Annotated in this window: 14 protein-coding genes; 6 read left to right on the forward strand and 8 right to left on the reverse strand. The window is 67.0% G+C overall.

Annotated elements, in window-relative coordinates; all coding sequences use genetic code 11:
- The first annotated feature begins 70 nt into the window (after nucleotides 1-70).
- Nucleotides 71-2,887, forward strand: coding sequence for an ATP-binding protein (locus tag BMY68_RS22005; protein ID WP_085530519.1), 2,817 nt, complete (start codon nucleotides 71-73; stop codon nucleotides 2,885-2,887).
- Here BMY68_RS22005 and BMY68_RS22010 read toward each other — a convergent pair.
- A complete protein-coding gene (locus BMY68_RS22010) occupies nucleotides 2,834-4,330 on the reverse strand; it encodes an ATP-binding protein (RefSeq protein ID WP_085531527.1) in 1,497 nt (498 codons plus the stop codon). The genes BMY68_RS22005 and BMY68_RS22010 overlap by 54 nt on opposite strands.
- A gap of 152 nt (nucleotides 4,331-4,482) precedes the next feature.
- On the reverse strand, nucleotides 4,483-5,433 hold the full coding sequence (locus tag BMY68_RS22015; protein WP_085530518.1) for a GlxA family transcriptional regulator: 951 nt from the start codon (nucleotides 5,431-5,433) through the stop codon (nucleotides 4,483-4,485).
- Nucleotides 5,434-5,655: 222 nt separating this feature from the next.
- Here BMY68_RS22015 and BMY68_RS22020 point away from each other — a divergent pair, with 222 nt between their 5' ends.
- Complete coding sequence (locus tag BMY68_RS22020; protein WP_085530517.1) at nucleotides 5,656-6,378, forward strand: pirin family protein; 723 nt, start codon at nucleotides 5,656-5,658, stop codon at nucleotides 6,376-6,378.
- Nucleotides 6,379-6,588: 210 nt separating this feature from the next.
- Here BMY68_RS22020 and BMY68_RS22025 read toward each other — a convergent pair whose 3' ends face one another.
- The 3 genes from BMY68_RS22025 to BMY68_RS22035 all read right to left on the reverse strand — a co-directional run bounded on the left by BMY68_RS22025 (nucleotide 6,589) and on the right by BMY68_RS22035 (nucleotide 9,920).
- Nucleotides 6,589-6,993 (reverse strand): DUF3077 domain-containing protein, encoded by a 405-nt coding sequence (locus tag BMY68_RS22025; protein WP_009044370.1) that lies wholly within the window; start codon nucleotides 6,991-6,993, stop codon nucleotides 6,589-6,591.
- A gap of 565 nt (nucleotides 6,994-7,558) precedes the next feature.
- Entirely contained in the window at nucleotides 7,559-9,166 is a 1,608-nt protein-coding gene (locus tag BMY68_RS22030) for an MFS transporter (RefSeq protein ID WP_085530516.1), read from the reverse strand.
- 109 nt (nucleotides 9,167-9,275) lie between these two features.
- Nucleotides 9,276-9,920, reverse strand: coding sequence for a hydrolase (locus tag BMY68_RS22035; RefSeq protein WP_092160535.1), 645 nt, complete (start codon nucleotides 9,918-9,920; stop codon nucleotides 9,276-9,278).
- Between the two features lie 406 nt (nucleotides 9,921-10,326).
- Here BMY68_RS22035 and BMY68_RS22040 point away from each other — a divergent pair, with 406 nt between their 5' ends.
- Nucleotides 10,327-11,685 carry an OprD family porin gene (locus BMY68_RS22040; protein ID WP_085534393.1) on the forward strand — a complete coding sequence of 453 codons (1,359 nt, stop codon included), beginning with the start codon at nucleotides 10,327-10,329 and terminating at the stop codon, nucleotides 11,683-11,685.
- Between the two features lie 70 nt (nucleotides 11,686-11,755).
- On the opposite strand, the gene BMY68_RS22045 is transcribed toward BMY68_RS22040, so the two are convergent.
- The 3 genes from BMY68_RS22045 to BMY68_RS22055 form a co-directional block, all read right to left on the reverse strand.
- Nucleotides 11,756-12,412, reverse strand: coding sequence for a DsbA family protein (locus BMY68_RS22045; protein WP_085534392.1), 657 nt, complete (start codon nucleotides 12,410-12,412; stop codon nucleotides 11,756-11,758).
- Nucleotides 12,413-12,519: 107 nt separating this feature from the next.
- On the reverse strand, nucleotides 12,520-13,419 hold the full coding sequence (locus tag BMY68_RS22050) for a LysR family transcriptional regulator (protein ID WP_085534390.1): 900 nt from the start codon (nucleotides 13,417-13,419) through the stop codon (nucleotides 12,520-12,522).
- A 116-nt stretch (nucleotides 13,420-13,535) separates the two neighbouring features.
- Entirely contained in the window at nucleotides 13,536-14,750 is a 1,215-nt protein-coding gene (locus tag BMY68_RS22055; RefSeq protein ID WP_085534388.1) for an MFS transporter, read from the reverse strand.
- 302 nt (nucleotides 14,751-15,052) lie between these two features.
- Between BMY68_RS22055 and BMY68_RS22060 the strand changes: the two genes are divergently transcribed.
- Genes BMY68_RS22060 through BMY68_RS22070 form a run of 3 tightly spaced genes read left to right on the forward strand, consistent with a single transcriptional unit; the run spans nucleotide 15,053 to nucleotide 19,022 of the window.
- Nucleotides 15,053-16,318 carry a c-type cytochrome gene (locus tag BMY68_RS22060; RefSeq protein WP_085534386.1) on the forward strand — a complete coding sequence of 422 codons (1,266 nt, stop codon included), beginning with the start codon at nucleotides 15,053-15,055 and terminating at the stop codon, nucleotides 16,316-16,318.
- Complete coding sequence (locus BMY68_RS22065) at nucleotides 16,315-16,788, forward strand: (2Fe-2S)-binding protein (protein ID WP_009044378.1); 474 nt, start codon at nucleotides 16,315-16,317, stop codon at nucleotides 16,786-16,788. Before BMY68_RS22060 ends, BMY68_RS22065 begins: the two co-directional genes overlap by 4 nt.
- The gene (locus BMY68_RS22070) at nucleotides 16,785-19,022 is read left to right on the forward strand and encodes a xanthine dehydrogenase family protein molybdopterin-binding subunit (protein ID WP_085534384.1); all 2,238 of its coding nucleotides are present in this window, start codon (nucleotides 16,785-16,787) and stop codon (nucleotides 19,020-19,022) included. Before BMY68_RS22065 ends, BMY68_RS22070 begins: the two co-directional genes overlap by 4 nt.
- Nucleotides 19,023-19,269 lie beyond the last annotated feature (247 nt).

The raw sequence follows: 19,269 nt of genomic DNA on the forward strand, positions 1-19,269 counted from the left end.
GTGCCCTTCGTCCGCCCGCCCCGCGCAGGTGCCACGGGGAGGATAAAAAAACAGCAACAGGAGTGAGCCGTTGACCCTACCCCCCGAACAGGCTGTGCATTTCGGCCCCTACCGGATCTACCCGGGGCAACGCCTGATACTGGAAGCCGAGCGGCCCTTGCGCCTGGGCCGCCGCTCCATGGACATCCTGCTGATCCTGCTGGAGCACGCCGGCGAGGTGGTCAGCAAGCAGCAACTGATCGCCCGGGTCTGGCCCAGGAGCGTGGTCGAAGACACCAACCTGCGGGTGCACATGGCGGCGCTGCGCAAGGCCCTGGGCGACGGCCAGGCCGGCCAGCGCTACATCGTCACCGTGGCCCAGCGCGGCTATAGCTTCGTCGCGCCCTTCTCCCTGGAACCCTTCGCCCCCGAGCGCTTCGAGCAAGGCCCCAAGGACCCTTCGGCCGAGCCGGGCGGGCATAACCTGCCGGTGCGCCGCACCCGCCTGATCGGGCGCCAGGCCCTGGTGGACAATGTGATGACGCAACTGGCGCGCCAGCGCTTCATCACCCTGGTCGGCCCCGGCGGCATCGGCAAGACCACCGTGGCCCTGCGGGTCGCCGAACAGCTGATCGGCCAGTACCGGGACGGCATCCGCCTGCTGGACCTGGCCCCGCTCAACGACCCGCGGATGATCACCAGCCACCTGGCGACCCTGCTCGACCTGGCGCTGCACGACGACGAACCGCTGGCCAGCCTGGCGAACTTCCTGCGCGAGCGGCAGATGCTGCTGGTGATCGACAACTGCGAGCACCTGCTCGATGCCATCGCACCGCTCTGCGAAAGCATTCTGCGCGCGGCGCCACAGGTGCATGTCCTGGCCACCAGCCGCGAGAGCCTGCGCGCCGAGGGCGAATTCGTGCAGCGCCTGGAATCCCTGGATTGCCCACCGCCCATCGCGGTGCTGGACCGCGACCAGGCCCTGACCTTCTCGGCCCTGCAATTGTTCGTCGAGCGGGCGATGGCCAGCCACGACAGCTTCGAACTGAGCCAGGACGAACTGCCCCTGGCGATCGAGATCTGCCGGCGCCTGGACGGCATTCCCCTGGCCATCGAGCTGGCCGCCGCCCAGGTCGGCAACCTGGGGCTCGCGGGCCTGCTCAGCCAGTTGCACGGCAGTTTCCGCCTGCTGACCCAGGGCTGCCAGGTCACCCCGGGCCGTCATCAGACCCTGCGCGCCACCCTGGACTGGAGCTTCGACCTGCTCAGCGCCTGCGAGCAGACCTGCCTGCGCCGGCTGGGCGTGTTCAGGGGCGGCTTCACCCTGCCATCGGCCGCGGCGGTGATCGTCGACGCGCACATCGAAGCCAGCGTGGTTTTTACCGCGATCACCCAGTTGGTGGCCAAGTCCCTGCTGAACGTGGAGGTCGGCGACGAGGAAGTGTTCTATCGCCTGCTGGACACCACCCGCAGCTATGCCCTGGAAAAACTCGAGCAGGCCGCCGAACTGCCGGCTACCCGCAGGCGGCACGCCGAACGTTGCCTGGCCTTGATGCATCAGGCCCGGGACGACTGGGAGCAGACGCCCTCGACGCTCTGGATCGAGCGTCACGCCCGCAGCCTGGAAGACATCCGGGTGGCGCTCGACTGGGGCTTGAATGCCCAGGGTCCGCAACAGCTGGCGATCCACCTGGCCGCGGCCTCCGCACCGCTGTGGCAGGAGCTGTCGCTGCTCAAGGAACACGGCGGCTATGTGCGCCAGGCCCTGGCCCTGCTGCACGCGGCGGGCGAGGCCTGCCCGCGCCTGACCCAGGCCCTCAAGCTGGCCCTCGGCAGCGCCTGCTACCACACCCAGGGCAACAGCACCGAGGCCATCGAGGCCTTCGTCGCGGCCAGGGCCCTGGCCGAAAGCACCGACGACGTGGCCGCCCAGCTCAAGGCGGTGTCCGGGCACATGGCGGTCAACCTCAGTTGCGGTCACTACCAACTGGCCCTGGAGCAAAGCCGGCAGTTCGACCACCTGGCGCTGCGCGATGCCGGCCCTGCCGCGATGTCCCTCAGCACCCAGCGCCTACAGGTGCTGGCCCTGCACTTTGCCGGCGATCAGCCGCAGGCCCGGGACAAGGCCGAGCAAGTCATCCAGCTGATGGCCCAGAGCGGGCATATGAACCGCTTCACCCGCGGCTTCGGCGTGCAGTACGACCAGAGCGTCGCCGCCCTGACGATCCTGGCGCGGATCCTCTGGCTGCAAGGCCACCCGGAAAAAGCCTGGCGCACCGCGCGCCAGGCCCTGGACATCGCCCTGCAGATCAACCACGGCACGTCCATCTGCTACACCCTGGCCCTGGCCGGCTGCCTGATCGCCCACTACAACGGTGACGCCGCGACTGCCCGCGAACTCCTGCGCCTGCTGCTGGAGCAGGCGCAGAAGCATTCGGTGCTGCTGTTCTACACCTGGGGCCGGCACTACGCGCAGGTCATCGAAGGCGCCCCGGAGTTCTCGCCGCCGCAATCCGGCACCGGGCTGATCGGCGAAATCATGGTGACCCTGGACGGCGCTTTCATCGACAACGCCTTGCTGCAACGGGCCGAAAGCGGCACGGCCGGCTGGAGCACGGCGGAGATCCTGCGCGCCAGGGCCGAGGCGCTGCTGACCGACAATGCGCCTGACGCCGCCGAGGCGGTGCTGCACCAGGCGTTGGCAGTGGCCAGGGCCCAGGGCGCGCTGACCTGGGAGTTGCGCAGCGCCACCTCGCTGGCCCGGCTCTGGCAGCGCCAGGGCCAGGCCCGGCGCGCCCATGAGCTGCTCGAACCGCTCTATGCCCGCTTCACCGAAGGTTTTGCCACGCCGGACCTAACCCGCGTCCGGGAACTGCTCGATGAGCTGCAACGACAGGTGCCGGACTGACAGCCAGCGAGCCTTGCCGATGGCGTGGGCATGCCGCCTTTCGAACACCCGCAACTGCCCGCTGTGTTCCAGCTTTTGCAGCGCGTAGGCGCGGGTGGTGTCGAGAAAGCGGTAATGCGCCGTGCCCTGGCCCTGCTCCACCGCCAGCAGCGATTTGCGCGCCAGCTGCGCCATCACCTCGGCCACGCACTCGGGCCGCAACACCGCACAGCTGATGACGTCGGTGGCGGCCCGTACGGTGAAGGCCGTGTCGAACACCGCCAGGCGCTGCAACAGGGTCTGCTCCAGCGGGCTCAGCCGTTGATAGCTCCAGTCCAGGGCGGACTTGAGCGTCTGATGCCGCGCCACGGCCGTGCGCCGGCCCTGGGTCAACAGTTGAAAGCAGTTGTCCAGCTGCGCTTGCAGCCCCACCAGCGCCAGCGCATCGATCTGCGCCGCCGCCAGTTCGATGGCCAATGGCAAGCCATCGAGCCGGCGGCAGATCTCGCGCACCGCCCTCAGGTCCTGTTCCCGCAAGGCAAAGCCTTGCTGGCGCGCCCGGGCACAGCTGACAAACAGCTGCACCGCCGAATGGCTCATGACCTCGGTCACGCTGTGCAACGACGAGGCCGGCGGCACCGACAAGGCCCCCAGGCCATGCACGGTCTCCCCCGCAGCCTGTAGCGGCTCGCGGCTGGTGGCCAGGATCGACAGCCGTGGCGCCGAGGCCAGTAACTGCTCCACCACTGTCTGGCAGCGTTCGAGCAGGTGCTCGCAATTGTCCAGCACCAGCAAGGCATGCCGGGTTGCCAGCGCCTCCAGGCCGGCGTCCAGTTCGAGGCTGTGCCTGACGTGCTCGACCAGTTGCGCCGGGTCGTCGATGCTCGCCAGATCGACGAACCACACGCCGTCGCGGTAGTGCTGCAACAGCAACTCGGCGACCTGCAGCGCGACCGTGGTCTTGCCGATCCCCGCCGGACCGACCAGGGTCATGAACCGGCGCACCGGCAGTTGCCGGACCAGGCTGCCGACCACCGGGTCGCGACCGATGACCGGGGTCAGCCGTGCCGGTAGGTTGTGCTGGGGCCTCTGCAGGTTCGCGAGCGCGAGCGGCTCTGCTTGCGCCTCGCGCAGCACCGGGGCGCTGAAGCAATAACCGCGCTGTGGAATGTTGACGATGTAGCGCTGCCCGTCCTGGCCGTCGCCGAGGGCGCGCCGCAGGGCGGCGATGTGCACGCGCAGGTTGATGTCCTCGACCACCGAGTCCGGCCAGACGCTGGCGATCAATTCGTCCTTGCCCACCACCTGGCCGGCGCGCTCGACCAGCACCCGCAGGATGTCCAGGGCACGCCCGCCCATGCGCAACGGCCGGTCGCCGTCGAGGACCAGCCGCTGCCGCAGGTGGAAGGCGTAGGGGCCGAACCGCAGCAGCCCATCGCCGTTCAAATCTCTGATGCTGTTCATGCCCATCCACGTGCTGGAAACCCGGCCGGCGCCAGGCTCCCGCACCTCCATTTCCGAGAGTTCCCCGGTATCTTGGCAGGCACCGATGACGGTACAACCGCCCTGGAGGGAGCGTCACGGCCATCGCGGTGCGCCAGACGGACAAGCCGGCGCTAGCTGAACTGTTCGCGGTACTGGGTGGGGGTCAGGCCGAGCTTTTCGCCGAACAGGAAGCGCATGTGCCGCACGCTGCCGAAGCCGCTTTTGTAGGCCACGGTCTTGAGCGGCAGGTCGCTGGTCTCCAGCAGGTTCCTGGCGCGGTCGATGCGCGCGCTTTGCAGGAACTCCATGGGCGTCATGTTCACTTCCCGGGCAAACACCCGGGCGAAATGCCGCGTACTCATGTTCGCCAGGCTGGCCATGCGCTCGATGCTGAAGGCTTCGTCCAGGTGTTCGAGCACATGGTTCTGCACCCGGGTCACCGGCGTCTCCTGCGGCGCCACCGTGGCCATCAACGGGCTGAACTGCGCCTGCCCACCCTGGCGCTTCATCACCACCAGCAACACCTTGGCCACGTCCTGGGCGACTTTCTTGCCGTGGTCCCGTGCGACCACCGCCAGCGCCAGATCGATGCCGGCGGTGACCCCGCCCGAGGTGATCAGGTTGCGATCCTCGACAAAGATCTGGTCGGTCTCCACCGTCGCCTTGGGGAAGGCCCGGATCAGGCGTTCCGTGTAGTGCCAGTGGGTCGTCACCCGATAACCGTCGAGCAAACCGGCGTGTCCGAGGATAAAGGCCCCGGTGCAGATCGAGCCATAGACCGCCGAACGACGTACGGCCGCCGCCAGCCAGTCGAGCAAAGGGAGGTGCTTTTCGTTATAGGCCCCCGGCCCCCCGGGCACCAGCAGCAGGTCATAGCTGCCGCGCGCCTGGTCGATATGCAGATCGGCCTGCACCTTGACGCCGTTGGAGGCGCGCAACGGACCGTGCTCGGTGCCGATCGTCGAGAGCTGGTAATGGTCCTTCGGCTCCAGATAACGGTTGGCGATGGAAAACACCTCCATGGGCCCGGCCATGTCGAGCAGGAGAAAGTCCGGAAACAACACCATTGCCACGGTCTTCATGGGTAAATATCACTGATATCAAAGGGTTGGAAGCATAACGCCGACCTTGGACATTATGCCCGGACGGCGCGCGCTCATCGGACAAGAATACGTGATTCATCGCACAAAATTGTCAACCTGAACGGGACAGTATTTCAGCTTCCATCTACTTATTGCGCCGCAGGGTAAACATTAGCCTTCTCCTCAACCGGACGAATTCCCGTTCCGACAGGAGATTCCCTCATGCTGACCCTTCGCAAAGCCTCTGATCGCGGCGCCGCCAACCACGGTTGGTTGAAGTCGTTCCACACCTTTTCCTTCGCCAACTATCGCAACCCGCGGGAACAGGGTTTTTCCGACCTGCTGGTGATCAACGACGACAGGGTCGCCGCCGGCAAAGGCTTCGGCCAACACCCGCACCGGGACATGGAGATTTTCTCCTATGTGCTCGAAGGCGCCCTGGAACACAAGGACACCCTGGGCACCGGTTCGGTGATCCGCCCTGGCGACGTGCAACTGATGAGCGCCGGCAGCGGCGTGGCGCACAGCGAGTACAACCACTCGGCCACCCAGCCGGTGCACTTCCTGCAGATCTGGATAGTGCCGAACGTCAGCGGCGCCAAGCCGCGTTACCAGCAAGAGCATTTCAGCCCGCAGCAAAAACGCGGTCGCCTGCAACTGATCATCTCCCCCGAGGGGGCCGACGGCTCGCTGCAGGTGCGCCAGGATGCGCGGGTGTATGCCGGGCTGATCGACGGCCAGGAAAGCGCCACCCTCAAGCTTGACGCCAACCGCTACGCCTATGTGCATGTGGCCCGCGGCTCGGTCGACCTCAACGGCCTGCTCTTGCAGGAAGGCGATGGCGTGCGGGTACGCGAGGAACAGGCGCTGACCTTGAGCAACGGCGCGAATGCCGAAGTGCTGGTGTTCGATCTGCGGGCGCAGGAACTGCCGGAAATGCCTTGACCGGCACCGGCCCGGGGGCTTGCGTCCCCGGGCCTTTTTTCGACGTTGACAGGCGGCCAAGGGCCAGTGGAAGCCCTCGACCGCAGCGGCTGACAGCCGCTAGCGCCTATTCGTTCGCTTCAACCAGCCTGACCGAATTGCCCAAGGGGCGTTCGCCTTTTTCCCCTGCCCCTCTGCGGCCGTTCGGCCGGCATGCGATGCGCTCCCGCCTCAAAACGTCTGCGCTGCTCCCTGGCCTCGCGCCCCATCCAGCAACGCATCCACCACCGCCCGCGCCATCTCCACTGAGTGGATCATCGACCAGATCAAGCCGCGCTCGATCCCGCTGGCACTGGTGATCTCATCCGCCGTCTCCTCGGCGCACTTGAGCAACAACGACACATGCAACAACGCCTCCTCGGCGCTGACGCCAGGGCGAACGGCGAATAGCGGACGGCCGTTGCCGTCGCGACAGCCGAAAGAGCTGCTGCCGGTTTCCTGCAAGCTACGGTGCAAAGGCTCGCCGCCATCGCTGCGTTCCAGCGCCTGACGGAGGGTTTGATTGGGGATTTCCAGTTGGACGATCCGCTCGCGGCTGGGCGAAAGAATGGGCGGATCGGGGACGATCTTTTTCATGACGCGGCTCCTTCTTTGATGAAGACCGCCAGCATCACTTGCAGATGATGGGTGGCGGCTACGTGCAGGTCTGCAAGACCGGGAAGAAGAAGCAAACCCGGCAGACCCGAAAGTCTCCCGCACGCAGCCACCATAAATCGCGATGACATCTCAACGATCCTGGGTGTGCGTCCAGCGCTTCTTGCTTGTTCGGGCTTGCAGTCCCGGCCGCTGATTTTGCAGCGACCGGGGCAGCCTAGCCCCGAACATTCAGCAGACACAAGACGCCAAAACCACAGAAATGTAACCCGGCGATTCTCTCGGAAATACCCTACAAATCAAAGAGAAAAACCGCTCAAACCGTGAGCTTTTTTCGCGAGCAATCGAGCGTCGACCGGCTGCTCCTACAAAGGCCAAATGCACAACCGGAGAACGCCCCAATCCCTGTAGCCGCTGCCGCAGGCTGCGATCGACCGCATAGCGGGCGCTGGGTCTTGAGACCGCTGGAGGACCTTCGGTCCTATCGCAGCCTGCGGCAGCGGCTACAGGGTACGTGAAAGCCCGCATCCGACCACCAGGCGCCCCTTCAGCCCTGCCCCTTGAGCAAATGACGGATCCGGATCTTCACCCCGTCGCTCTGGAAGCGGCGGGCGGCGGCCTCGATCTTCAGCTCGGCGCGGGTCACCCGCTCATGGTGACGCAGGTGGCCGACCCAGGATTCGTCGAAGAACATCTCGCACCACAGGCGCGGGTTTTCGCTGTCCTGCAGCAGGCACCAGGAAAACGAACCGTTGCGCTGGCGCATGCGCCGCACCGGGCTCATCGCCTGCTGGAAGGCCTGGGCGTGTTCGGGGGCGATGTCGTATTCCAGGCTGATCATCACCGGCCCGCGTTCCAGGTCCTGGTCGTCACTGAGCAGCGGTTGCGGCCAGTGCAGCGACGGCGCCAAGTCTTCGGCGCTGCGCTGGGGCAAGCCGACCCGCCAGGTCAGCCCGACCCCGGCCAGCAGCACCGCTGCCGCCAGGCTCAGGGCAACGCTCATGGACAACAGGCTGGCCACCCAGCCCCAGAGCAACCCGCCCAGGGCCATGCTGCCGAAGAACATCAGGATATACACCGCCAGCGCTCGTGCCCGCACCCAGGCCGGCACCGAGGTCTGGGCCGCCACCTGGAAACTCGAGAGCACGGCGATCCAGGCGCCGCCGCTGATCAGCATCACCGGGATCAACAGATAGAAGTCGCGCAGCCAGGCCAGGGCGAACAGCACCAGGGCGTAGATCACGCTGGCCAGCGCCACCAGGCGATCCACCGCCAGGCGCTGGCGCAGCTTTGGCAACAGCATCGCCCCCAGCACGGCGCCGAGGCCGACGCTGCCGAGCAACACGCCGAACTGGGTCGCGCTGCCCTGCAACTCGCCGCGCACGATCAACGGCAGCAAGGACATGCCGGCGCTGGCGCCGAAGAAAAACCCCAGGGTACGAATCAGCACCCGTTGCAGAGGGTGGGAACTGCGGGCGTAGCGCCAGCCCACGCGGATCGCACCGAACAGCCGCTCCGCCGGCAACACCGCGACCTTCGGCTCGCGCCGCCAGCAGGCGAGCACGGCGATCACCGCAAAGAACGACAGCGCATTCACCGCGAAGGTCGCCCAGGGCCCGGCCAGGCTCACCAGGACCCCGGCGATGGCCGGGCCGACGGCGCGCGCCACGTTGGTCCCGACGCTGCTCAAGGCGATGGCCGCGGGCAACTCGCCGGCGGGCACCAGTTCCGGGGTCAGGGCCGACCAGGCCGGCATCATCAGGGCCGTGCCGATGCCCATGGCCAGGGTCAACAGCAGCAACAAGGGCACCGTCATCAGGCCGCTGAGGGTCAGGAACGCCAGGAGCATGGCGACGCTGGCCATCCAGCCCTGCACCAGCAACAGGTAGCGGCGCTTGTCGACGATATCGGCCAGCGCCCCCGCCGGCAGCGCGAGGAAAAACATCGGCGCCGCGGCGGCCACCTGCACCAGCGCCACCGTCATCGGGCTGGCCGACAGCGAGGTCATCAGCCAGCCGGCGCCCACCTCGTGCATCCAGGTGCCGATGTTCGAGGCGATGCTGGCCAGCCACAGCCCGCGAAACAGGCCATGCTTGAGCGGGCTCCAGGGCGAAAGGGAGGCCGCGCTACGGGGGGAATCGAGGGTCTGTTTCATGACGATCCTTGAGTCGTGGGAACGCTGTGCAGTCCGGATGTTTTTTACCGCTAACGACCACTGGCCGACGCAAGCAGGTTGCGTCGGCCGGTGGTCGTTGGCGACAGGCTTACTTGACCTGCCGTTGCGGCGCCTTGTGCACCATGGTGTAGGCATAGTCCACGCCCATGCCGTAGGCGCCGCTGTGCTCGCGCACCAGGTCCATCACCGCGTCGTAGGTGTCCTTGTGCGCCCAGTCGCGCTGGAATTCGAGCAACACTTGCTGCCAGGTCACCGGCACCGCGCCGGCCTGGATCATGCGCTGCACCGACATGTCGTGGGCTTCCTGGCTGGTGCCGCCGGAAGCGTCGGTGACGATGTACACCTCATAACCTTCGGCCAGGGCTTCCAGGGCCGGGAAGTTCAGGCAGACCTCGGTCCACAGCGCGGCCATGATCAGTTTCTTGCGCCCGGTGGCCTTGACTGCTTCCACCAGTTTCTTGTCTTCCCAGGAGTTCATCGAGGTGCGCTCGATCGGCTGATGATCCGGGAACACGCTGAGCAGTTCCGGCCAGATGTAGCCGCTGAAGCTCTCGGTTTCCACCGAAGTAAAGAGGGTCGGCACGTTGAAGATCTTCGCCGCCTTGGCCAGGCCCACGGTGTTGTTCTTCAGGGTCTGGCGGTCGATCGACTGCACGCCGAAGGACATCTGCGGCTGGTGGTCGATCAGGATCAGGGCGGAGTTGTTTGGGTTGAGCAGTTCACGGATAGACATGGCGCGTTCCTTTTGCTGTCGAGTAGGTTCAAACGTTGAGTTGCACAATTAGGGAGCTCGGCGCGGGTTCCGCTGGGGAGGCTTTGCTGCCGGCTTGGTGGCTAATTTAGGGGTCAAAACAAAAAGGGACAATCCAGCAAAACAGAGAATAATTGATTCCAAAACAGGGACAATTCAAAAACTGCCGCAGCGCCCACTGCGAACGGCACCTGTCGCCTGCCCGCCCGCGCAAACGGCCGAATGCAGCACAGCCGTACAATCCCCGCGCGGTGTAATAGGCAACCATGCCTCGCCTCGATCCGATGGCCACGCCGAGCGGACGCGGGTTGACCGAAGGCGTGCCGGCAGCTGCCGGAACCGCGGCCAGCCGCGTCCGGGGCCACCCACCTTGACGCGGGATATAAGCATGCTGCTTGCCTCGAAACACCTCACCGCCCCAGGGCCGATGCGCACCCACCTGAAGCCGCTGTGGCTGCTCGCCTTGCTCAGCGGCGGCGCCCCGGCGCTGGCGGCACAGAGCGCGCAGGACACCCCCGGTTTCCTTGAGGGGGCGAGCCTTGAAGTGCTCAGCCGCAACTTCTACCTCAACAACGACTATCGCTCCCCGACCCCGGCCGGCAAGAGCTACAAGCAGGAATGGGCCCAGGGCTTCATTGCCTCGTTCGAGTCCGGCTTCACGCCTGGCACTGTTGGCGTGGAGGTCGATGCCCATGGCTTCCTGGGCTTGAAACTGGACGGCGGCAAGGGGCATTCCGGGACGGGCCTGTTGCCGCTGGATCATGACGGGCGCAGCGAAGACAGCTACTCCAGCGCCGGTGGCGCGCTGAAATTCAAGGCCTCGCGAACCACCCTGGCGCTCGGTGAAATGACCGTGGCGACTCCGGTATTCGACACCGCCGACAAACGCCTGCAACCGGAATACGCCAGTGGCCTGCTGCTCTCCAGTCGGGAGTTCGAGGGGGTCGAGTTGCAGGCCGGTCACTTCAACGCCTTCAAGAACCAGGACGCCTCGACCGCCAAGGGCGACTTTTCCGGCTACGGGGCGACCACCCGCCACGCCAGCATCGACTTTATCGGCGCCGATCTGTTCACCGGCCAAGCCCTGGGCGGCGCCCTCTACGCCTCGGAGCTGAGCGACACCTGGCGCCAGTACTACGCCAACCTGCATGCCAGCCTTGGCCAGTGGTTCCTCGACGGTAACCTGTACCGCACCCGCGACCAGGGCCAGGCCGCGGCCGGCGCCATCGACACCACGGCCTACAGCCTCTCCGGCAAATACCGGATCGACGCCCAGGCATTCACCCTGGCCTATCAGAAAATCCACGGCGACACGCCCTTCGACTTCGTCGGCGGCGACTCCATCTACCTCGCCAACTCGATCAAGTACGCCGACTTCAACGGCCCCGGCGAACGCTCCTGGCAAGCGCGCTACGACCTCGACCTCGGCGCCCTGGGCATTCCCGGCCTGAGTTTCATGGCGCGCTATGTGAGCGGTCGCGGCATCGACGGCAGCCACGCGCCCCAGGGTGGCGCCTACAACCCCTTCGACAGCGCCAGCGGCACCTACAGCCCGCAACAGGGCCGGGGCGGACGCCATTGGGAACGCGACCTGGACCTGCACTACATCGTGCAGTCGGGCCCGGCCAAGGACCTGTCGCTGCAACTGTCCCACGTCAGCCACCGGGCCAACGCGGCCCAGGCCGGCGACGACATCGACCGGCTGTACATCGTCATTCAGTACCCGCTCAAGCTCGGGCCGTTCTGACCCTGCGCGGCGGGCCGAACCGGCTCGGGCCGTGCGCCGGGGGGGCCCGCTGGCAGCGGCCAGATCGCCGCTAACCCAAGGCATGGGCCACCTGCGCCTCTGGCACTGTCGCGTCCCGCAACACCCGCGCCAGCAAGGCGCCGGGCTGGGCGCCCGAGACCCGGGTGTCGCCGATGCGAAAGGCCGGCAGCACCCCGCCCGACCAGTCCGCGGCATCGCATTTGTGGCGCTGCAGCGCGGCCGATCCTGCGCCGCTGCGCAGGTAGTCGAGCAGCCGCTCCTGTTCGCGCTTACTGTCCCCGCCCAGCTCCACGAGCACCCGCGCATCGCCAATATCGCGGCCCTCGCAGAAATAGGCACAGAAGATCCGCGCGAACAGCGCGGCGCAATCGCCACCGCGCGCGGCCCGCACGAGCATCAGGCTGTGCGCCGGGTCGCTGTCGACCAGGTGCTCGATTCGCTCGAAGGCGAAACGCAGCCCCAGCGCCTGGCCGGCCCGGGTGATCTGCGCTTCGAACAGCCGGCTGCGCGACAGGCTGCCGAACCGGCGCCGGGCGTACTCGCCCTGCTCGATGCGGCTGGCAGGAAGGTCGAACGCGCAGCGGCTCGGCACATAGACGATCGGCCGTGACCGGTGCGCGGCCGCCATGGCCTGGCGCAGGTTCAGCTCGCCGATCCAGCACCAAGGATTGATGAAGTCGTACGCCAGATGAATGACGTTACTCATAGCGACCACCTTGCTTCTACCCATGATGGCCAGACTCTAGGCGCACACCTGCCGGACGAGTAGTCACAGGGCGCGCAACGCTGTCTTGCTCAAGACCCGAGGGAGGCTCAGGCGGCGAGGATTTCCTCGAGGAACTCGATAAACACATTGATGCGACTGGAGCCGCGATGGTTGGGCAGGTACAGCGCGTTGATGCAGGTACTGGCGGTGCCGGGATTGACCTCGTACTGCTCCAGCACGCGGGTCAGGCGGCCCTGGCCGACATCGTCGCGCACCAGCCAGTCGGCCAGCAGCGCCACGCCGCCACCGGCCAGCGCCGCCTCGCGCAGGATGTCGGCGTTGTTGCTCTGCAACCGCCCCTGCACCCCCAGGCGCTGGGGGTTTTCGTCACCCTGGAAGGTCCAGTCCTGGTGCACGCCGCCATAGTCGAAGCGCAGGCACTGGTGTTGCAGCAGGTCGCTCGGCTGGCGCGGCAGGCCGGTGCGTGCCAGGTAGTCGGGGCTGGCCACGACCCAACGCTGGAAGTCGCCGATCTTCTTGCTGACGATATCATCGCTGACCACCGAGGAACCGAGGCGCACCGAGACATCGATGCGCTCGCTGATCAGGTCGCTGACCCGGTCGCTCAACGACAGGCTGATCTCCAGCCCCGGATGGCGTTCGAGCAGACGCCCCAGGTGCGGGGCGATGATGCGCCGGCCGAACTCCACCGGAACGCTGGCCCGCAGATGCCCCTGGGCCTCGCTGCCACGGTCGGCGACGCTGGCGTCGGCTTCGTCGATGGCTTCGAGAATCGCCACGGCCTTGTCGAAATAGGCCTGCCCGGCGAGCGTGACACTGGTGTTGCGCGTGGTGCGATTGAGCAGGCTGGCGCCCAGTTCGCTTTCCAGCCCCGCCACCTGCCGCGTCACCGAAGACGTCGACAGGCCGAGCTTGCGCGCCGCCGATGAATAGCCGCCACAGCGCACGGTTTCAACGAACATTTTCAGCGCCAGCAACTTGTCCATAAGCCGATTCCGAGAGCGAAAAATCACGCCAGGGACTATGCCTGAGCACACATCGAGTGTCTTGTACGGTTGTGCTCAAGCGCCGCGGCCTGCGCTTGCACCTTCGCCCCGGATCCTCAGCCCTGGCGGTAGTGACGGATCAGAAACAGCAGCAGCGCCAAGCCAGGGACCGCGGCAATCGAGGTCGCCGACAGGCTCCACCCCACCTGCTCATACAACGGGCTGGCCACCAGCGAACCCAGGGCGCCGCCGACGAAGATGCTGGTCATGTACACCGCATTCAGGCGCGCCCGGCTGTGCGGGTCGATGGCGTACACCTCACGCTGGCCAAGCACCATGTTCAACTGCACGGCAAAATCCAGCAGCACCGCGCACACCACCAGCCACAGGTAGCCACTGCCCGGCAGCGCACCTATCAGCAGGGACAGCGGCGCCAGCAACAAGGCCACGAGAGTGCCGCGCTGGCCATGCCCGGCGTCGGCCAGCCGGCCGGCGATCGGCGCCGCGATCGCCCCCACCGCGCCCACCAGGGCGAACACCGCCACGTGCGCCTGGCTGAAGCCGTGCTGGCGAATCAGCTCGATGGGCACGATGGTCCAGAACAGGCTGAAGCTGGCGAACAACAAGCCCTGGTACAAGGAGCGCTCACGCAGGCCGGCATGGCGGCGCGCAAGGGCGAAGACCGAGCCGATCAACTCGCCATAGGAGGACTGATGCGTCGGCATGCGCCGTGGCAGGGCAACGGCCATGACGCAGGCGATCACCACCATCAGGCCCGCGGCGCTGAAGAACACCCCGCGCCAGCCGAACGCCTGGGCCAGCAGGCTCGACAGCGGGCGCGACAACAGAATGCCCAGCAGCAGCCCGCTCATGATGTTGCCAACCACCCGCCCGCGGCTTTCCTCGGGCGCCATGTGCGCGGCCAACGGCACCAGAATCTGCACCGCCACCGAAGTCAGGCCGATGAGCAACGACAGCGCCAGGAACAGCGAAGGCGACTCAGTAAAGCCCGCGGCGATCAGGCACAGGCTCACGGCGAGCGTGAACCCCACCACCAGGCGACGGTTTTCCATCAGGTCGGCCAGGGGCACCAACAGCAGCAGGCCCGCGGCGTAGCCGAGTTGGGTCAGCGAGACAATCAGGCTGGCATGGGCGCTCGACAGGCCGATCTGCGGGGCGATCAGCTCGACGATCGGCTGGGCGTAGTAAAGGTTGGCGACGACCGCGCCACAACAGAAGGCCAGCAAGGCCACCAGAGCGCCAGAGAGGGTGGCGGGCCGTTCGCCCTTCACCGCCGTGCTGGCCGTCGTTGCAAAGTTGCCGGTAGGCATGATGAAACCTCGTTCGCGTGGAGAAAAGTTTCGCCAAGGCTAGGCGCGACGCTCAATCGGGAGAATCCACCGCCGGGGCAATTGAGCGATGCGCATCACGCAACGATCCCGGCGTTGCCGATGGCGCAAAAGGCCTTTGCGCGGTTTGCCAATTCCGCCATCCCTAGCCCTTCTCTACCCTTGGGCACTTGCCACCGGGCGGTCCGTCACCGCTCTCCTCAGCGGCTCAAGGAGACTTCCATGACCCCGACTGCATCACTGTCCGCCCACGCGGATTCCACGGACCAATGAAGGGTCACCCGATGAACGCCAGGCAGTTGTGGCTGGGCGCTGTGGTTCTCGCCACGGCAGGCGCAATAGGCGCCGCGCTGTTGATGTGGCGCCCGGCGATCGCGCCGGCCGAACAGCCACAACGCTTCGACGCCGCCCAGGTGCAACGCGGCGCGCGGGTCGCCGAAGCCGGCGATTGCGCGGTGTGCCACACCCGCCCCGGCGGCCGCTACCTGGCCGGCGGGCTGGCGCTGGTGACGCCCTTTGGCACGCTCTACAGCACCAACATCACCCCGGACGCCGAGACCGGGATTGGCCAATGGTCATTGCCGGCCTTCGAGCGGGCGATGCGCGAAGGGGTCGCCCGCGACGGGCATTTGCTGTATCCGGCCTTCCCTTACGCCTACTACCGACGCATGACGGACCGGGACATCACGGACCTCTACGCCTATCTGATGAGCGGCCCCGCCGTGCATTCGCCGGCCATGCAGAACCGGATGAATTTCCCGATGAACATCCGCCCGCTGGTGTCGTTCTGGAACCTGCTGTTCCTGCACACGGAGCCCTTGGCGCCCGTGGCGCAGCAATCCGCAACCTGGAACCGTGGCCGTTATCTGGTCGAAGGCCCCGGCCATTGCGCCGGCTGCCATTCTCCGCTCAACCCGCTGGGCGCCGAGCAGTCCGCCCAGCATCTTGCCGGCGGGATGGTGGACGGCTGGCAGGCGCCGTCCCTGCTGGGCCTGGCCGACCGGAACGCGCCCTGGAGCCGCGAGCAATTGGCCGGCTACCTGCGGGCTGAGGTGGTCGAGGACCATGGCACCGCCGCCGGGCCGATGCGACCGGTCAGCCTCAGCCTGGGCACCATGCCGGGCAGCGACGTCGAGGCCATTGCCGACTACCTGCTGAGCCTCAAGGACCCCGCTCCCGCCGCACCCGCTTCAGCCACCGCGCGCCCTGCCGAGGTGGTCGAGCAGGCGCCTGGCGCCCAGCTGTTCCAGAGTGCCTGCGCCGGTTGCCATGGCCCGGCCGCGCCGATGCGCCAGATCGATGGGCGCCCGGCCCTGGCGCGGACGTCGGCGCTGCATGCCTCAAGCGCGCGCAACTTTCTCAAGACCGTGCTCGAAGGCGTGCCCGCCACCCCGGGGTTGCCCGGCCCGGTCATGCCGCCCTTCGCCGCCAGCCTGGACAACCAGCAGCTGGCGGTGCTGGCCTCGTTCCTGCGCGAACAGGCCAGCCCGGGCCAGCCGTGGGCCGACCTTTCCTCCACCCTTCACGAATTACGCCAGGAGGCGCAATGACCCACATGACCCTCAACGTCAACGGCTCGCCCCATGCGCTGGAGCTGGAGCCCGACATGCCGTTGCTGTATGCGCTGCGCAATCACCTGGGGCTCAATGGCGCCAAGTACGGTTGCGGCCTGGGACAATGCGGAGCCTGCACGGTGCTGGTGGATGACCAGCCGGTCTTCTCCTGCCTGACACCCTGCAGCGGCCTGGAGGGCAAGGCCATCCGCACGGTGGAGAGCCTGGGTACGGCGGTGCGTCCAGGGCCTTTGCAAAAAGCCTTTATCGAGGCCCAGGCCGCCCAGTGCGGCTACTGCATCGCCGGCATGCTGATGCGCGCCCAGGCGCTGCTGGAGCGCGACCCTCATCCGGACGAAGCCACCATTCGCGAGCATATGGCGAGCAACCTGTGCCGCTGCGGCACCCACTTGCGGATCATCGACGCCATCGGCCGCGTGGCCAGGCAAGAGCGGAGCGCCCCATGACCCGGCACGATGAAGTCGACCAGGGGCGCCGCGCGTTCCTGCGTGGTGGTGCGCTGATACTGGCGTTCACCTTGGTCCCGGCGGCGCGCCAGGCGCTGGCCGACAGCGAAGTCGATACCCTCGGCACGCTGGTGCTGGCGCCCGATCTCCCGGGCAGCCTGCGCACCAATCCCTACCTCGATGCCTGGATCCGCGTCGCGGCCGAAGGCGTCACCGTCTACACCGGCAAGGCCGAATTGGGGACGGGGGTGAAAACTGCGCTGTTGCAGATTGCTGCCGAACGCCTGGACCTCGCGCCAGGCGCGATCACGCTGCTTACCGCGGACACCGCCCTGACGCCCAACGAAGGCTACACCGCAGGCAGCCACAGCATTTTCGACAGCGGCACGGCCCTGTTCAACGCCGCGGCCCAGGTCCGGCAATTGCTGCTGGCGTCGGCGGCACGCAGTTGGGCCGTCGACGCCGCGCTGCTGACGACGCACGAGGGTGTGATCCAGAGCCCGGCCGGGCAGCGCATGCCCTATGCCGAGGCGGTCAAGGGCGTGGACCTGCACCACTATGCGCAGGCGCAATCGCCCTCGATGCCGCCGTCCGCGTTCAAGCTGATCGGCCATTCGCTGCCTCGCCTGGACATCCCGGCCAAGGTCAGTGGCGGCCCCGCGTTCGTCCAGGACCTGCGCCTGCCGGGCATGCTGCATGCCCGGGTGATCCGCCCGCCCCGCCCTGGCTGCGCCCTGGAAGCCTTCGATGCCGAGGCGCTAAAGGCCCTGCCCGGCGTGGTGCGGGTGGTGCAGGACGGCAACTACCTGGCGGTGATCGCCCGGGATGAGTGGCAAGCCATCAAGGCGATGCGCAACGGTTATGAGCTGGCTCGCTGGAGCGCCGGAGAAGCGATCCCCGAAGCGCGGGACATCCACGCGCTACTGACCCGCCTGCCCGCGCGCCGCTACCCGATCAGCCATGAAGGCAACCCGGCGGCCGGCGCCAGCACCCGCTATCGCGCGCGCTTCAGCAAGCAGTACCTGATGCACGGTTCCATCGGCCCGTCCTGCGCCGTGGCCTGGTTCAAGGACGGCGTGCTCACGGTCTGGACCCACACCCAGGGGGTCTATCCGCTGCGCGCGGGGATCGCCGAGATGGTCGGGCTGGCACCGGAGCGGGTGCGCTGCATCCATACCGAGGGCTCCGGGTGCTACGGCCACAACGGCGCGGACGACGCGGCCGCCGATGCCGCGCTGATCGCAATGCGGCTCGCCGGCACGCCGGTGCGGGTGCAGTGGATGCGCGAGCAGGAAAACCTCTGGGAGCCCTACAGCAGCGCCATGCTCACCGAGGTCCAGGCCAGCCTCGACGCCCAGGGCCGATTGCAGGACTGGGCCTATGAGCTGTGGACCACGCCGCACAACGAACGCATCGTCAATGCCGGCCGCTTGATCCCCGCGCGGCTGCTGGCCCGGCCGTTCGTTTCCGCGCCGTCGATCCCCATCGCCCAGCCCGAAGGGGATGGCGATCGCAATGCCGTGCCGCTGTACAGCCTGGCGTCCACCCGCATCGACATGAACTTCGTCACCCGCATGCCGTTTCGCACCTCCGCCATGCGCTCGCTGGGGGCCCACATCAATATCTTCGCCATCGAAGCCTGCATCGATGAACTGGCCACCCGGGCCGGCGCCGATCCGGTGGCCTTGCGCCTCGCCCACCTGAGCGACCCGCGGGCACGGGCGGTGGTCGAACGGGTGCGGGACGCCAGCGGCTGGCCGCACAAGGGCAAGGAGCCCGGCGCGGGCATCGGCTTCGCGTTTGCCCGCTACAAAAACATCATGGGCTACTGCGCCATCGCCGTCCTGCTGCGGGTGCATCCGCAGACCGGCGAGGTCCAGCTCGATCGAGTGGTCACAGCGGTGGACGTGGGCCAGATCGTCAACCCCGATGGCCTGCGCAACCAGGTGGAAGGCGGCATCGTGCAGTCCGCCAGCTGGACCCTGTTCGAAAAGGTCGGCTACGACCCGGGCGGTGTGCGCAGCTACGACTGGAGCGGTTATCCGATCCTGCGTTTTCCGCAGTTGCCCCGGCAGGTCGAGGTGCATTTGCTCGATCAGCCGGGACAGCCGTTCCTCGGCGCCGCCGAGATCGTCCAGGGCCCCATGGCCGCCGCCATCGGCAATGCCGTGGCCAATGCCACCGGCCGGCGCTGGCTGAACCTGCCCCTGACCCGCTCCGAGCAGCCGGCCTAGCCTGGAGTCCGGCACAGGGCCAGGCCGCTGCTTCGGCGGCGGTCCTTCGCGCGCTACCAAGGCATCGAGAATCGAGCGGGCACATCGCCATGCCTCCGTCGCCCTTCAGGGCGTTGCGTTTCACGCAATGCAGCGTAGAGCGGCGGCTGGATTATCAACCACGGCCCGGCAGATTAGGTTAGTGCCCAGCAAAGACACGCAATCGGCAATCACCTGTTGTTCAACCAGGCACCGTCCGCCTGAGCAC

Source organism: Pseudomonas sp. NFACC41-3, from assembly GCF_900109505.1.
GTDB classification, from domain to species: Bacteria; Pseudomonadota; Gammaproteobacteria; order Pseudomonadales; family Pseudomonadaceae; genus Aquipseudomonas; species Aquipseudomonas chlororaphis.

What these genes read in the sequence shown, in the direction of transcription:
- BMY68_RS22010 (WP_085531527.1), bottom strand. Translation starts at nt 4,330, where the DNA reads ATGAACAGCATCAGAGATTTGAACGGCGATGGGCTGCTGCGGTTCGGC.
- BMY68_RS22015 (WP_085530518.1), bottom strand. Translation starts at nt 5,433, where the DNA reads ATGAAGACCGTGGCAATGGTGTTGTTTCCGGACTTTCTCCTGCTCGAC.
- BMY68_RS22020 (WP_085530517.1), top strand. Translation starts at nt 5,656, where the DNA reads ATGCTGACCCTTCGCAAAGCCTCTGATCGCGGCGCCGCCAACCACGGT.
- BMY68_RS22025 (WP_009044370.1), bottom strand. Translation starts at nt 6,993, where the DNA reads ATGAAAAAGATCGTCCCCGATCCGCCCATTCTTTCGCCCAGCCGCGAG.
- BMY68_RS22030 (WP_085530516.1), bottom strand. Translation starts at nt 9,166, where the DNA reads ATGAAACAGACCCTCGATTCCCCCCGTAGCGCGGCCTCCCTTTCGCCC.
- BMY68_RS22035 (WP_092160535.1), bottom strand. Translation starts at nt 9,920, where the DNA reads ATGTCTATCCGTGAACTGCTCAACCCAAACAACTCCGCCCTGATCCTG.
- BMY68_RS22040 (WP_085534393.1), top strand. Translation starts at nt 10,327, where the DNA reads ATGCTGCTTGCCTCGAAACACCTCACCGCCCCAGGGCCGATGCGCACC.
- BMY68_RS22045 (WP_085534392.1), bottom strand. Translation starts at nt 12,412, where the DNA reads ATGAGTAACGTCATTCATCTGGCGTACGACTTCATCAATCCTTGGTGC.
- BMY68_RS22050 (WP_085534390.1), bottom strand. Translation starts at nt 13,419, where the DNA reads ATGGACAAGTTGCTGGCGCTGAAAATGTTCGTTGAAACCGTGCGCTGT.
- BMY68_RS22055 (WP_085534388.1), bottom strand. Translation starts at nt 14,750, where the DNA reads ATGCCTACCGGCAACTTTGCAACGACGGCCAGCACGGCGGTGAAGGGC.
- BMY68_RS22060 (WP_085534386.1), top strand. Translation starts at nt 15,053, where the DNA reads ATGAACGCCAGGCAGTTGTGGCTGGGCGCTGTGGTTCTCGCCACGGCA.
- BMY68_RS22065 (WP_009044378.1), top strand. Translation starts at nt 16,315, where the DNA reads ATGACCCACATGACCCTCAACGTCAACGGCTCGCCCCATGCGCTGGAG.
- BMY68_RS22070 (WP_085534384.1), top strand. Translation starts at nt 16,785, where the DNA reads ATGACCCGGCACGATGAAGTCGACCAGGGGCGCCGCGCGTTCCTGCGT.